Annotated in this window: 13 protein-coding genes; 3 read left to right on the top strand and 10 right to left on the bottom strand. The window is 46.0% G+C overall.

The features are described 5' to 3' along the window. Positions 1-47: 47 nt before the first annotated feature. The gene (locus tag A8990_RS14720) at positions 48-737 is read left to right on the top strand and encodes an LbetaH domain-containing protein (RefSeq protein WP_116189796.1); all 690 of its coding nucleotides are present in this window, start codon (positions 48-50) and stop codon (positions 735-737) included. Between the two features lie 94 nt (positions 738-831). Further along, on the top strand, positions 832-993 hold the full coding sequence (locus tag A8990_RS31570) for a hypothetical protein (protein WP_181909586.1): 162 nt from the start codon (positions 832-834) through the stop codon (positions 991-993). A gap of 100 nt (positions 994-1,093) precedes the next feature. Here the strand turns inward: A8990_RS31570 and murI are convergent, their stop codons facing one another. The 5 genes from murI to A8990_RS14695 all read right to left on the bottom strand — a co-directional run bounded on the left by murI (position 1,094) and on the right by A8990_RS14695 (position 6,406). Beyond that, positions 1,094-1,858, bottom strand: coding sequence for a glutamate racemase (murI, locus tag A8990_RS14715; protein ID WP_116189795.1), 765 nt, complete (start codon positions 1,856-1,858; stop codon positions 1,094-1,096). A gap of 66 nt (positions 1,859-1,924) precedes the next feature. After that, positions 1,925-3,220: an MFS transporter gene (locus tag A8990_RS14710; RefSeq protein ID WP_116189794.1), complete on the bottom strand. Its 1,296-nt coding sequence runs from the start codon at positions 3,218-3,220 to the stop codon at positions 1,925-1,927. Then, on the bottom strand, positions 3,208-3,981 hold the full coding sequence (locus A8990_RS14705) for an alkaline phosphatase family protein (RefSeq protein ID WP_116189793.1): 774 nt from the start codon (positions 3,979-3,981) through the stop codon (positions 3,208-3,210). The genes A8990_RS14710 and A8990_RS14705 overlap by 13 nt, the downstream gene beginning before the upstream one ends. Continuing rightward, complete coding sequence (locus A8990_RS14700) at positions 3,978-4,757, bottom strand: DeoR/GlpR family DNA-binding transcription regulator (protein WP_181909585.1); 780 nt, start codon at positions 4,755-4,757, stop codon at positions 3,978-3,980. The genes A8990_RS14705 and A8990_RS14700 overlap by 4 nt, the downstream gene beginning before the upstream one ends. Before the next feature lie 176 nt (positions 4,758-4,933). Next, positions 4,934-6,406: a DHA2 family efflux MFS transporter permease subunit gene (locus A8990_RS14695; protein ID WP_245996029.1), complete on the bottom strand. Its 1,473-nt coding sequence runs from the start codon at positions 6,404-6,406 to the stop codon at positions 4,934-4,936. A gap of 754 nt (positions 6,407-7,160) precedes the next feature. On the opposite strand from A8990_RS14695, the gene A8990_RS14690 reads away from it, so the two are divergent. Then, on the top strand, positions 7,161-8,387 hold the full coding sequence (locus tag A8990_RS14690; RefSeq protein ID WP_116189790.1) for a hypothetical protein: 1,227 nt from the start codon (positions 7,161-7,163) through the stop codon (positions 8,385-8,387). 307 nt (positions 8,388-8,694) lie between these two features. On the opposite strand, the gene A8990_RS14685 is transcribed toward A8990_RS14690, so the two are convergent. From A8990_RS14685 to A8990_RS14665, 5 genes are all read right to left on the bottom strand, one after another. Further along, the gene (locus tag A8990_RS14685) at positions 8,695-9,405 is read right to left on the bottom strand and encodes a phytanoyl-CoA dioxygenase family protein (protein WP_116189789.1); all 711 of its coding nucleotides are present in this window, start codon (positions 9,403-9,405) and stop codon (positions 8,695-8,697) included. A 49-nt stretch (positions 9,406-9,454) separates the two neighbouring features. Further along, positions 9,455-10,609 (bottom strand): enolase C-terminal domain-like protein, encoded by a 1,155-nt coding sequence (locus tag A8990_RS14680; protein ID WP_116189788.1) that lies wholly within the window; start codon positions 10,607-10,609, stop codon positions 9,455-9,457. Positions 10,610-10,821: 212 nt separating this feature from the next. Next, on the bottom strand, positions 10,822-11,109 hold the full coding sequence (locus tag A8990_RS14675) for a hypothetical protein (RefSeq protein WP_116189787.1): 288 nt from the start codon (positions 11,107-11,109) through the stop codon (positions 10,822-10,824). A 278-nt stretch (positions 11,110-11,387) separates the two neighbouring features. Beyond that, entirely contained in the window at positions 11,388-12,944 is a 1,557-nt protein-coding gene (locus tag A8990_RS14670) for an ABC-F family ATP-binding cassette domain-containing protein (RefSeq protein ID WP_116189786.1), read from the bottom strand. Between the two features lie 31 nt (positions 12,945-12,975). After that, a complete protein-coding gene (locus A8990_RS14665) occupies positions 12,976-14,715 on the bottom strand; it encodes an ABC-F family ATP-binding cassette domain-containing protein (protein WP_116189785.1) in 1,740 nt (579 codons plus the stop codon). Positions 14,716-14,888: the final 173 nt, after the last annotated feature.

The raw sequence follows: 14,888 nt of genomic DNA, 5'->3' as shown, positions 1-14,888 counted from the left end.
CATTCCGAATAGCTTAAATAAAACACTCTCTATGAGGAGCATTCGGCATGTATAACGATTTTAACCATCTTCCATCGGGTCCTTATAATATGTTCGCGCGATATATTAGTCCGAACCCTAGAACAACCATTAATCCGGTTCCACGTTTCCCTGCCATCCACTACACGGCCTTCCTAAGTCCGTTCTCATGCGTCATCGGCGATGTCCATATCCATGAAAATGTTTACGTTGCCCCTAGCGCAACGCTTCGTGCCGATGAAGGAACCCCATTCTCCATTGGTTCGAATTCTAACATCCAAGACGGAGCCATTCTGCACGGATTGGCTAACGAGACGCTTCAAGTCGGGGATCGGCGGTACTCTATTTACATCGGCAACAATGTATCCATCGCCCACGCAGCCATTATCCATGGACCTTGTTACATTGGAGACGATACCTTTGTCAGTTTCAAATCCATTGTCTTTAACGCAGTCGTCGGTCGTGGATCGTATATTTCCATGGATGCCGTCGTGACGAATGGCGTCCACCTCGCGCCCCATCGGTTCGTTCCGCCAGGCGCTCATATTGATACGCAAGCCAAGGCCGACTCATTGAGCAGCGTTCCGAAGGACAGCGAGGAATTCGCCCAAGAGGTCATTCGGGTGAACAACGAGTTTCCTCCGTCTTATCACTTCCTGTTCGGTACTCACCGCTGCTCCTGCGGGGTGACTTATAATCAGGATCGGTTGATCAAATAAGAAGCCCTCTCGTCAGTTCCAGATTCCTGAATAAAATGAGAACCGCGGGCAAATAATGATTCGATACCAAACCCTTCTCGAAGGAGAATTGCTTATGTCCGATAACAGACCAGTTGACGCAGTCGAGGATCTTGTAAGCTTTGAAGCTCTATCGGCAATGACCGCCGCCCTCTCGCCGGATGAGGATGAGTCCCACAAGGATCATGATCTGGAAGAACAACAATCCGATTCGTTCGAATCCAGGGATGATAGCTAAGCTAAGCTTAGCATAGCGTAGCGATGGCCTCCCCATAGCTGCAACAAGCCACCATGGTTGCATGGTGGCTTGTTTGTTGTATACATACTGCTTTTCATGTTCATCTAAGGAGATTCAGCGCCAACCTCATTTTTTCGATATATGCCTCTTCCCCGCCTGTGCACATGAACGTCACATCTCCGCTCCCTAGGCCTGTATCAATGCCATAACGATTAAGCAGCGCCGACAATCTTCGAACCGTGCCCGCGTTTCCATTGATGACCTCGATATGCGGCGGCAAAACGTCGCGGAGTATATCCGTATAAAATGGGTAATGCGTGCAGCCTAAGACGATGATGCCGTACTTGTCGAGATCGTAAGGAGCAAGCTTAGCACGGAAGTATTCGCCCATAATGAGCTTATCGAATTGCAGAGATTCGCAGTGATGGACTAGCTCGGGCAATGGCAGTGAATCCACGATCCCGTCTTGATCCACGCGGGATACAAGCGCATAGTATTTGGGCATCTGCAGCGTAAGAGGCGTAGCAAACACAAGCGCTCTTTTGCCGGTCGCCCGGTTCATCTCCACCGCCGGTTTGACGGCTGGCTCCATGCCAACAATGGGAAAGGAATACCGCTCCCGCAGCTCATTGATCGCAATACTTGTCGCCGTGTTGCATGCAATCACAAGCGCATCGATGCCCTCCTGAACCATCTTCTCTACAGCCTCAAAGATGAAGGCACGCACCTCTTCCTTCGGTTTGGTCCCGTATGGGACGTGCTTGGTGTCAGCCATATAGAGATAATTCTCGGCAGGGAGCAGCTTCAGCGATTCCGCCAAGACCGTAAGTCCACCCATTCCAGAATCAAAAAAACCGAGTTTCATAGGGGATCAATTCCTATCGCATGTAGTAGTAATCACACTACTTACACCATATCGCGATTGAAGTGTTTAGGGCAAGTGCATGTTTGTTTGCGCCGCTTCCGTTGAATGAAGAAATGCTCTCCACTTTCCCACGCACAACATGCTGACAAGAAGCCCTATTATGGAAATACATCCCAAGACGAGCATAATGTTGCCCCAGTCTACCCATTCCGTTAACGCCGCAATTCCGTAAATAGATATCGCGCTTCCCAAATAAGCAAATGCATTCACTACTCCTGAAACCGTCGATACTTTTCGATAATTGGCAAAATGCGCAGGGATGTGACTGACCAGCATCAGATTAATGCCGTGAATGCATCCCATCAGAATCGCCATCAACAGCACGGACTCCATGGCATTCAAAGCGAATATCGTCAATGCCAATGAAGCCGCAACGACAATGGTCCACAAGTACACCGTGGTCTTTATCTCGTTAGCCACATAACGCTGAACGTAAGCTGCGATAGACACGCTTAATATCGAGAAAACAGGTACAATTACGGTGGTCAGAATCGATAGTGAGGTCTGGATATGATAAACGTCCTGAATATAAGACGGCAACCACGTCGTAATACCGTCGCGCAAAGCACCTTGAAACACGACCACCAACAAGACAGGAATCATCCCCGAAGTCCCGATAAGCGTTCTGAGTCTGATATCGCTGGCGGGCATGCCAGCCCCCTTCGGCGTTTCCTGTTGATCCGTCGTTGTCTGCTCTCCGATTCTGGCCTCATTTCCATAAGCTCTGGTCCCGAAAAGCCATATAAAAGCCGCGGACATCCCAATTAGCGCAGGAACCGCAAATGATAAACGCCAGCCGGATAGCAGAATACTTAACGGCACGAGCAAGTAAACCGCAATTGTGCCTATGGCGGAAGCCGTCGTGACTCCGACGCTCGTCTTTCTATACTGATCCCTGGTTAGATTCTGAGACATGATCCTGACAAGCGGCGGCCAAAGCATGGATTGAAAAATACCATTTAGAAACCAAATGACTATTAAAGCTGTCATGTCGCTCATGAACGAAATGAGTGCATTGCAAACAGCCGATGACAATAACCCGCTAAAAATAAGAATACGCGGATGAAAACGGTCCCCCAATACGCCGAAGATCGGCTGACCGATTCCGTATGCAATAAAGCTGCCAACAACGGCCAAACCGGCAAACCGGTTGGATACCTCTAATGCGTCTGCGATAGCAGAGACGGCCGCCATGAAGTTATATCGCGTAAGATAACTGGCGCCATATACCAAGCAGCATAGCAGGCTGAATATAAAAGCTTGTTTTTTCGTAAGCGCGGCCGGTCCTTCTATAGCAGACATTTGCCCTCCCAATTCTTATTGCTCTGCAGCCCAAGCAGAACGGCAATAGTAGGCGCAATATCAAGAATGCTCGCAGGTCCGATCTCTTGTCCTGAGGCTGTTGTTCTCCCTTGAATCAAGATGGGAATGGTCATATCCTCCGGGATATCTGTCCCGTGTCCACGCCCATGTCCGCCATGATCGGAAGTAACGATAACCGTATAGTCTTCCGGTAGGGCGACCGCGATCCGCTCTACACATGCCCATGAATCATAAACAGATGTTATATATTCGTCGGACATCCAACCGTATTTATGACCGACTTCATCGACATTGCCTAAGTACAAGAACGTAAAATCAGGCTTTTCCTTGTTGATATATTCCATAGCTGAATCGGTTAGGAATTGATTCGATTTCTCGTAGTCGATATCGCCGGAGCTATAGCAGCTGAAAGCTAGGGAACCGGGGCGCGTCAGATCGCGAAGCTCCGCCCAATTATGAAAGAAGCCGCATATTTTGCCGGAGGCGCGGAGATGTTCGCATATTCCGTCAATCGGTCTCACCTGGGGCGTATAGATATTGGTCATAATGCCATGACGCTCCGGAGGGACACTATGAAACATGGACATATGACAGGGTAACGTCACACTGGGCATGACCGTCTGTGCATGTAATGTAAAGCTTCCATTATTCATCATTTTTGCGATAAATGGATGATTCGCCCGCTCCAGACTGTCGGCACGCATCCCATCGATCGATATTAGCAGTACTTTTTCACTCAATTTAATCCCTCCTCAGAATGATGTACCTGGATTCCCCTCTTCTTATAAAGCTGCAGCAAATCATCCGGGAAATGAGAGTCCGTTATTACGCGGTACGACGGCAATAAATCGCACAGCTTAATGGCGGCTGTCGTTTCGAACTTTGAACTGTCTGCCAGGATGAACACTTCGTCCGCATGCTGAATAAAAGCTCGTTGAATATCGAATAATTCATGAACGAATATGCCTGCTCCTTGACGCAAAGATACGGTATTCGGAAACACAAACACTTTGGAATAATGCAGACGCGAAACCGCATCCAACGCCAGGTGACCGTAGAATGCCTTCTCCTCGCGCAAGTATTGCCCGCCTATTAGAATGACCTCAAAGTCCTCGGCCCCGGAGACAATCTCGAATACTTCCGGAGAATTGGTTACGACAGTAAGATGACGGAAATTCTCTTTGAGCAAGGCTGCCAGTTCCAGCGCGGTGCTGCCCGAGTCAATCGCAATCGTGTCATTCTCTCTGATGAACCGAACTGCAATTCTTGAAAGCTGCTGTTTAAGCGAGATATTCTCAGATAGACGGCTTTCGAGCTTATCCAGCCTCGTCAGCTTCGAGATGGACACAGCTCCGCCGTGTACCCGCCTCAACGCTTGCTGCTTTTCAAGAAATTCCAAATCCCTTCGTACCGTTTCAATGGATACGTGGAACCGCGTCATCAGCTCTGCCACTGTAACCGATGATTGCTTCTCTAACAGATCAATGATATTTATACGCCTTTCATTCGCAAACAAATACAACCAACTCCTCATATATACACATTTATGTTATAAAAATAATAAGAAATTGTAAAGAACTAACTTTCCAATAACTGCCGATTCCCCCCGAAGAGATCAACATATTACGCAAAAAAAGACCAGGATCCCCGCCATAACGGCGAGCTTCCCGGCCCTTCATTGTCATGCGTATCTTAGTGCATCATAACAGGAGCATGAGCACCCTCTGTGCTGTCATCTTCCGAGGCTTTCGGCTTCCGCAGCGCAATCGCCAACAAGGCGCCGGCAACTGCGATGCAGCCTGCGATGAAGAACGTATCCCCGAAGGCGGATACAAGCGAGACGCCTTGATCACCCTTGGTCTCCGCCATATGATCCGCAACTCGCGTACTCAGGTAACTTGCCAATCCTGCTACGGCGAACGAAACCACGACCTGCTGGGCAGCCGAAGTAAGCGGCGTTACCCGGTCAACAAGCCGTCTTGGAGCGGCTTTTAAAATATGCGTATTTACCGGCATCATGGATAATCCCATGCCTACACCCATAATCATCGTCGCTGTGATTACGTATCCAGCCCCCGAATCGGCCTGAATTTGCGACATGTAGAACATGCCAGCCGCGACAAAAGCGATCCCGACCACGCACACGAGACGAGCGCCGAATTTGTCAAACAGCTTGCCGCCGATTGGCATGAACACGCCCGTCATCGCGACTTGCGGCAGAATCATAAAGCCGGTCTTGAGCGGTGCATAATGGAACACCTGCTGCATGTACATCGGTACGAACAGGAACGATCCGAACAACGCCATAAACATTAACCAAGAAGTGATGATTCCGACCGTGAAGTCTCCGGATCTAAACACACGCAGCTCGAGCAGCGGTTGTTTATGGTTAAGCTCGACAGCGATGAATAAGACCAGAGCGACAACGCCAATGATCAAGCTGATGATTGTATGCAGGGATCCCCAATCCTTACCGCCTTCGCTAACCGCGTAAGAAAGGGTAGCGAACGCGATCGGCGCCAGCAGCATGCCCCAGAAGTCGAGCGCTGGAACGACCTTGCGTTCTACTCTAGGCAAATAGCGGAGACCGACCAGAATGGCGATAACGCCGATCGGCAGGTTAATCAAGAAGATCCAGTGCCAAGTCGCGTATTCCAGCAAATAACCACCCAGTACGGGGCCAAGCGCCGGACCAAGCATCATCGGAATGCCGAGCATACCCATGACCGCGCCTTGTTTGTTCGGAGGAGCCAGCTTGAAGATAATGGCCATACCGATCGGCTGTACCATGCCTCCGCCGATTCCTTGAATAATGCGATAGATAATGAGTTGTTCAGGCGTCGTGGCAAAAGAACAAAGAAGCGAGCCAGCCGCAAACAGGAAAATCGTAAGCAAGAAAATTTGCTTCGCGCCAAATCGATCCGTCAGCCAGCCGGCCAATGGAATAACCGCGGAAAGCGCCAATGTGTAAGCCGTAATCGACCATTGCATCGTATTAACGGTTGATTTAAAATCCTCCATCAAGGTCGGCAATGCAATGTTCATAACCGTGCTGTCGAGAATAACCATGATCATGCCGACGACGATCGCCATCAGCGGACCCATGATTGCTTTCATGCTAAAAGGCGCTTCTGCACTTGCAACTGCACTCGATTGATTAGACAATTTCTCTCCTCTTTTCTGTTTAACTTCTTTCACCTTCAAAACGTACTATTCAGAATGGAAAAATGCAAACATATTTTGGGTAAAGCTTGGCAATTCCACACCAAAGGACTATTCTGAATTCAGGCGTTTTTACAATCCAGAACGTGTGTTCGTAACGCATATTATTAGCTTAACTCATCCGTCATTATAAGTCTATATTTTTCCAAAATAATGATCTAATATGGTGACTCTCACTAAACGTACCGTCTGTGAACTTCCCCACTGCTACTGCCCGCAGCGTGGGAATATTTGGCAAGAGGATGCTAAATAGCATTAAGACTACACTTATCATCATGAGTGAATCAAGGAATCCCTTACGAATACGAACACCTCCTCAAACGTCTTTTTTAGAAATTTTACTTACAACCAAGTTCAACAATAGCACCGGTCCAGCGCAGCGGATATTATCCGAAAGTAGTAGAAGATTGGATTCGAAATAATAAACTAGAGCACAATGGGACCATGCTCTGGTTTTTATAACAATTATTTTGTGTGATATGTTTTGTTATGTACTGGAGCCGAGGATTATCCTAATGTTGTCTCCATACGTGTATTATTTGCAGCTTTTATTATTCTTTCGAAACTTCATTATAATTCAGAGATAACAATTTCGAATACATTGTGGAAATTTGTAAAATTATCCTGTTATACTATTGATAATATCTTTTTAACTTAGATGCAGTCTTAAACCATTATTAAATCAAGGGGATTCCCTATGCTAATTATCCAAAAGTTCTTTGCTTATATTCAAAAGCTTTGGTACGCACCATTCACCATATTTCTAATAGGCTTTATCTACGTCCAAGGGGCTTTTTCTCCATTTCTTTCAGAAGGATTTTTCTTTAATAAAATCCTTTATGTTACTCCTGCATCATATTATTTATATATTACCAATGGGATTATGATTTCTGCTTGTATAACCGTCTCGCTCATTTTGGGTCATATTTTTGTTAGTTTACTTGGAGTAATAATCATTAATCAAATTAACAAAATCAATATAAAATGGAGGTTAATGTGTTTCACAGCACTTTGTTTAGCTGTTTTATTCATAATATTGTTCTTTCAACCTTTTATACTCAAGTGGAATACTTCTATTGATGCTCGACTAGTGTACTCACCAATATATTTTTTACTTTGTTTTGTCTCGTTTCTATTCTTTCAATTTATTCAAATAAACAGATTGTTTCTTCAACGTCAGATTGAGCATCCAATCTGGATTTTGTACTTTTGCGTTATTGCAATCATTGTATTTGTTACGATTGTCTACCTAAACGGACTCTTCTCACAAGGCCAAATCGTCAATGCATACAGACAAGACAAATCGGGCTTACAACTAATGAATGTAACCAGTGAAGACAACAGACAATTTCGATTACTCCGATTTGATATTAATACCAATTTTATTATTGGATACGATATCACGGTAAAAAAAATGCAAATAATCCCGAAGGATAAAGTCAAGTCAATAGAGACTTTTAAAACCAATTACCAACAGAATAAAAGCAAATACGATCCCACTACTCCACATTATGCTGGAGAAAAACAGATCATTGCACCTATTGACGCTTTCTACAAGTACCGTATGGCGAAGCACAAAGACAAGCAAGATACAAAACAGTATTTGTCCAATTTCACGACTGGCTACACATATAACAATATGAATGGCATTACCGGTATATCCTCCAATATACTAACTAGTAAAATGAATCATGAAAATTATCGTGATAAAAATATTAGTGAGTTTTACGGGTACGTCTGCTCTACACCTGAGACTGAACAGTCTCAAAAAGATGATGCACCTAATGTCAATTATCGAAAAGTTTATGTCAAAGAAGTATGGTTGGGCCAAACCTACGACTTAGCCTTCACACTTAAAAGTAGCGATAAACAAAAATGGCAAATCGATAGAATAGAGGAAACCAGTTTCTCCTTTAATCAATAATTTAGGTTGTATTGAAGTAAACCTGAACGCTGATAACAATGGAAGATTAGAGACCAATAGGCGAATCAACATTTGTTGATTCGCCTATTTTTTCATATCTCCGTAGCCTAATCCTGTTGTATTTAGTTGTAATGCTAAGTATGATTCTGACACCTACAGCTAGATGACAGACAAATCTCGTCACTTTGATTAAGGAGAATACATGGGCCTCTATACTTCCCTAGTGTAACAAACAGAGCATCGGCGCCTTCACGCCGTGCTCTGTTTTGTGAAATTAAGAATCCAAAGATCCTGCTTCTCCCAAGAATTAGTAACCAAAATACCGATGACCAAGAGATGCAGGCGGCAGAAGACGCTCCCGCTGTGCATCCGTCATCGAATTAAGAAGCTCTTGTCCCCGATCGTACTCCTTCCAAGAAATCATGGCAGGAGCGAACTTGTACAGCAATGATCTGCGCTCATGAGATGCTTGCCAAGGGAACGTGCCGTGCGTGAGCGCCTCTGTGAAGATAAGCACGTCGCCTGCCTTTTGCGATACATGCACCGTTGGCCCGATTTCCGAATAATTGCGGAACTCCGCCGGTGTCTGGAAGTTCGACTTATGGCTGCCCGGGATGCAGCAGAAGCCGCCATCGTCCGGACCGATATCGGTCAAAGCGTAAGAGACAACCGTTAGTCCGCTATAGATATGGTTATTGCGAACGGCATAATATTGACCGGGATCGTAAGGTGTGGCGCCTCCGTGCAGACCAAGCTTAGGCGCGCCTTTACGGTGGATAATGGCATACTCGTGATCCAGGCGGTATTTGTCACCTAATATCTCGTTTAAGTACGGATTCAGCTTCGCATCATCGATCAGTGCGCGGAAGTCCTCGCCCCACTCCAGTATCGAATCTTCGGGCAGCGACTGCTTCTCATCGACAACGCGATTCATTCGTTCCAATTGCTCCGCAGACAACACGTTCTCAATGACCAGGTAACCGTGCAAATCAAATAAATAGCGTTCCTTGTTATTCATTTGCTCTTGCTCCTCCTTTAGTCCGCCGCTCTCCTCTATCCTCCATCATTCACGAGCGGCTCCAGCCGTTTGCCTGAACTTGACTGCAAAATAGTTCTTCGTCAAAATCCAAGCCAAATCCTGCCTTGTTCGGAATGTGGAGCATACCGTTCTCCACTTGATACGCGGATGTATCCATGCCGGCAATGGAGATATCATCGTATTCAACGAACTCGAGGTTCTGAATCGCGGCCGCGATATGCCCGGTTGCGTAGATGCCATATGCATTGCCATAGCAATGCGGAGCAGACCGCAGCCCCCACTGGTCGAGCTTAGCGCCAAGCTCCAGCCAATGCGTGAAGCCCGGATAAATGATGTCATATTGCAGCACGTCAACCACGCCATTTCTCGCCCAGCTCACGAGATGAGGAGATGCAAGCCCCTCGCCATCCGCGATCAACACCTGCTGCCCGCGTGCTTGAAGCCACGCCTTCAGATCGGCATACAAGGCATCATCTTCGTGGAAAGCTTCCTCGATCCAGTGTAAATTCACGTCTGCAACGGCCGCGAGCACTTCCTTAGTCAGATTCAGATTGTACGCATTGTTCGCATCAATCATAATTTTGCCGTCTGGTCCGGCAGACTCAGCGACACCATGAATAATTGCGATATCCCGCTTTGTTCCCTCCCACAGCGGCATATGCCGGCCTCCGCGGCCGACCTTGATCTTGAAATTCCGATGCCCCTTGGCAAGTCCTTGTTTAGCTTCTTCCTTGAGAAGAGCCACCGCATCGCCTTCATTCTGCAAATGCAGATCATCAAAATAAAGCGAAGTGTCGTAGCAAGGTACAACAAGCGGAGCATCCGATACCCTATTCGAAGAGGCAATTAAGTTATATACGGGAGTCTTCTGCCTGCGCCCCAGCCAGTCCAGAATCGGATACTCCAGCGGAATGCGATACGGCTCATGCAGCCTGCCATTCTCGTCAAACAGATCGATTAGCCGCATGCCAACAACCCGCTCCGCCAATTCCTCCGTCAACTGGCCTGAGTGACCAAAGCCCGTCTCCCCATCAATTGTAATGCGAGCGATTCGAACCGAACAGCTTTTGCCATGATCACCTATCCTGCCGTTTGAACCCGCGCTTCTAGCACGCTCACCTGTAAGAGTTGCAATCTCGATCTTGTCTACTTTCCATTCCGAATGAAGATTAGATACATTCATCGATATACACTCCCATGCAATATAATTCCAACTGCATCCAATATATGATGACGCATTGAATATGTCAAAATAAAATATATTCATTATATTGAATTAACAGAATCCGGATCTCGGCGCATAAAAAAACAGAGCAACGGGGTTGGTTACACCGCGCTCTGTATTGGTAAGCAATTTATAGACTGTTATCCGTCCTTCGATGCTCCATCCGACTATTAAGACTCGATCGATACGTTGTACCTCTCCGCAACCTTCAACAAATGATTCTCGACGTTCTCGTAATCCTTGACGTTGTTGCTTGCGATAACGATCGGAACGTCCATCCCTTTGACGTGTAATTCGATACTCTTCACGTCGATGGTTCTAAGCAGCTTCCTTACGGATAATTTTCCCTTTACTACACGATTGAGACTGCTATACCCGATTCTCTTCGGGGTCTTTTCTCGTTCAATTGTAAGCACCATATCCTCGGCATCCAAGTTGATGTCCACCACTCTCGGCAAATAGATCACCTCCAGACGGTTTCATATAAATGAAAACCTAGGCTTACATCCTAATCTTATGCTTGAAAAGCCGAGCTATGCCTGTGAGTTTTTAGTTTCGATAGTACGACATCACCCAGCACACGCCATTCCATCGGTAACGGCCGAGCCCCAATCCTCTAGATGAAATGGAAAATAACAATCCGATTTTCCAAACGTTAAGGCTACCTCGCTAGTCGTTTAATTAACCAAAAAATAAATAAGGCACACATTGAATGTGTGCCTTTAATAGCCATCAGTTACCTTTGACTCTGCATAGCCCAGGCTTCCACATCCCACGTCTTGGTTACCCAATCCTCATAGAATTCAGGCTCGTGAGAGACAAGCACGACGGTGCCCTTATAGGCTTGCAGCGCACGCTTCAATTCGGCTTTGGCGACGATGTCCAGATGGTTGGTCGGCTCATCGAACAATATCCAGTTACTTTCTCGCATCATCAGCTTACAAAGACGAACCTTCGCCTGCTCTCCGCCGCTGAGCTGGTTAAGAGGACGCGTAATATGCTCGTTCTTCAAACCGCAGCGGGCAAGCGCGGCCCGAACCTCATGCTGGTTCATGGAGGAGAACTCATCCCATACATCCTCAAGCGGAGTCATCGTCGGCGCTTTGGATTCCTGTTCGAAGTAAGCAGGAGATAAATAATCGCCGAGATAGGTCTTGCCGTCCAGTGGAGGAATAACGCCGAGAATCGACTTTAAGAGCGTGGATTTACCGACGCCGTTGCACCCTACGATAGCGATCTTGTCGCCTCGTTCAATGACCATATCCATCTTAGGCAGGAGCGGCTTATTATAGCCGATAACCATTCCCACTGCTTCGAATACAGTCTTGCCGCTTGTACGGGACTCTTTGAAGTTAAAGGTCGGCTTTGCCGATTCCTCCGGCTTGTCGATGCGATCGATACGGTCCAGCTGCTTCTCGCGGCTCTTAGCCCGCCCGGAGGTGGAAGCACGCGCCTTATTCTTATTAATGAATTCCTCTTGCTTCTTAATATAATCCTGCTGCTTCTCGTAAGCGTCGATATGCTGCGCTTTGTTCAGCTCGGACATCTCCAGAAACTTCTCGTAATTGGCCGAATACCGGTTCAGCTTCGTGAATTCAAGGTGATAGATCACGTTGACGACCTGATTCATAAATCCCGTTTCATGAGAGATCAGAACAAATGCATGCGGATAATTCTTCAAATAATTCGTCAACCAGTTAATATGCTCTTCATCCAAATAGTTCGTCGGCTCATCCAGCAAGAGGACGCCCGGCTTCTCAAGCAGCAGCTTGGCAAGCAGAACTTTCGTCCGCTGTCCGCCGCTAAGCGCCGTCACTTCGCGGTCCAGCCCGATCACATTAAGACCCAGGCCGTTGGCCATTTCATCGACCTTCACGTCGATGAGATAGAAATCGCCGATTTCAAGCTCCTCTTGGATCTCGCCCATACGCACCAATAACTGATCGAGCGTATCCGGGTCAGCATCGCCCATTTGCGCGGCAATCTCATTAAGTTCCTCTTCTAAGACAAGCAAGGGCAGGAAAGCATCCTTGAGCACGTCCCGAATGGTTTTACCCGCTTCAAGCTTCGTATGCTGATCCAAGTAACCGTAACGAACGCGTGGCGTCCATTCCACTTTACCTTCATCCTTCAACAGTTTGCCTGTAAGAATATTCATAAGCGTGGATTTCCCTGTACCATTCGCGCCAACCAGCCCGACACGTTCCCCCTCGAGCAACCGGAAAGATACATTCTTAAACAAGACCCGGTCGCCAAACGTATGGGATAATTGCTCCACTGTCAACAAACTCATTTTGCTTGATCTCCATTCCTGTATGCACGATTTAAAGCCGCTTAATCAGCTCTTCCAGCTCATCAACCAAACCTTTTGCAAGTTCGAAATTCGTATCTTTTAAAGCCAATTCTATTTTCATTTCAACAGCTTTTTTATTTTGTTCCGCTTCCAAGTAGTCTTTATCAAAATGACTCGCATATATCATCTGCCTGAACTTACGCTTGCTCATCTTTCGAATCGTCTTATCTTCAATGATGAGCACATAATCCATACCATTGACAACCGAATAGAAATCATGGGAAATCATGATAATCGCACCTTTGTAGTCTTCAATGGCTTTCTCCAGTGCAATTTGCGTATACGTGTCCAAATGGCTTGTCGGTTCATCAAGAAGCAATACGTTTGCTTTACTGGCAGAAACCTTAGCCAGCTGCAGCACATTTTTTTCTCCGCCGGATAAAGATGCTATCTTCTGGTTAACGATTTCTCCTTCAAAGCCATAGCTTGAAACATACGATCTTACCTCATCATAAGTGTTAAACCCGGCATCGATGAATTCTTCTAGTATTGTATTCGAATCGTTCAGCATTTCGCCTTGCATCTGAGATAAATAGGCCACTTTAACATCAGCATTAATTTCAATTGAAGGATGATTATTGTTAAAGATATCTCGGAGCAAAGTCGTTTTCCCGGTGCCGTTCGCACCGATAATGGCTACTTTATCTGTAGATTTTATCTCAAAGCTAACATTGTCCAGAAGCAGCTCATCGAAGGCAGCACTATAATGATTGACCGTTACAACCGTAGCGTCTTCCATTTCATTCTCAATACCGAGACTGATATTCGGCTGCTTAATCGCAACGAATGGCGCTTTAATTCTTCGCGCTTCCAATCGTTCTTGAAACCGAACTCTAGCTTTTAACGCTCTCCCTCTTGATGCTTCTGAATTGTAAGTTGCGATCACTCTAAGATTATTGATGATGGTCTCGTTTCTCTCGATCTCTTCCTGTTCAGCGACTGCGATTTCTTGCAGCTCAATCTTAGTCTGAAGCAAGGAGAAGTTGTACTCGATATATCGCCCATCAAACTCTTGGATCTCCGTGTTCTCAAGGTGAATCATTTTGTTGAAGCAATGATTCAATAGATATCGGTTGTGCGTAACAACCAGCAGCATGCCTTTGTGGGAATTAATCAGTTTTTTGAGCGCATTTAGGTTTTCGAAGTCCAGAAATACATCCGGTTCGTCCATAATCAATAAGTCGGGCCGATTAAGCATTTCCTTCATCACTTGAATAAGCTTGAATTCCCCGCCGCTCAGGTCGGCTACCTTAGTATCTCTGCGCTTCATGAGGTTGGCCAGATTGAGCTGCTTATGAATGATACTTTCGTAATCATCTCCGCCCATTGCATCCAATGCTTCCAAAGCGAATTGATACTTTTCCAGCAGCGGTTCTATATCTGATGAAGTTTCCATTTCCGCACAAATCGATTGGATTTCATTTTCTAGCTGTATAAATCTTTCTGCTATATATTCAAAAACAGTTGTTTCCTTCGTTTTGTCTAATTCCGAGAACTGACTTACATAACCAATTGTGCAATCGGGGTCGATCTCTAATTTGCCATCATAGAGATATCTTTCCGGGTCCATCAGTATATCGATCAATGTACTCTTCCCGCTGCCGCTTGTTCCTATAAAAGCGCAATGCTGCGCCTCTTCTATCGTAAATGAAACGTTGTTATAGAGTTCTTTTTGCGGAAACGAGAAGGATAGTTTATCCACTTTTATCATCGTATTACCTCTCTGTATAACTAAAATAGTGACTATTATTCGTTGTAAAGCAAAACATTGACTTTCAGTTTACCGTTGTTAGAGTAACACTGTTTACAAGCAACATCAATGGGATGTGTATCCCATCGGAATTCCCCTCATATGAGAATGCGAAATTGTAATGTTTATATTAA

It is taken from the genome of Paenibacillus taihuensis, from assembly GCF_003386535.1.
In the GTDB taxonomy this organism is placed as follows: domain Bacteria; phylum Bacillota; class Bacilli; order Paenibacillales; family Paenibacillaceae; genus Paenibacillus_Z; species Paenibacillus_Z taihuensis.
Note: the sequence above shows the minus strand (reverse complement) of the source record. Positions and strands in the feature narration are given on the sequence as shown.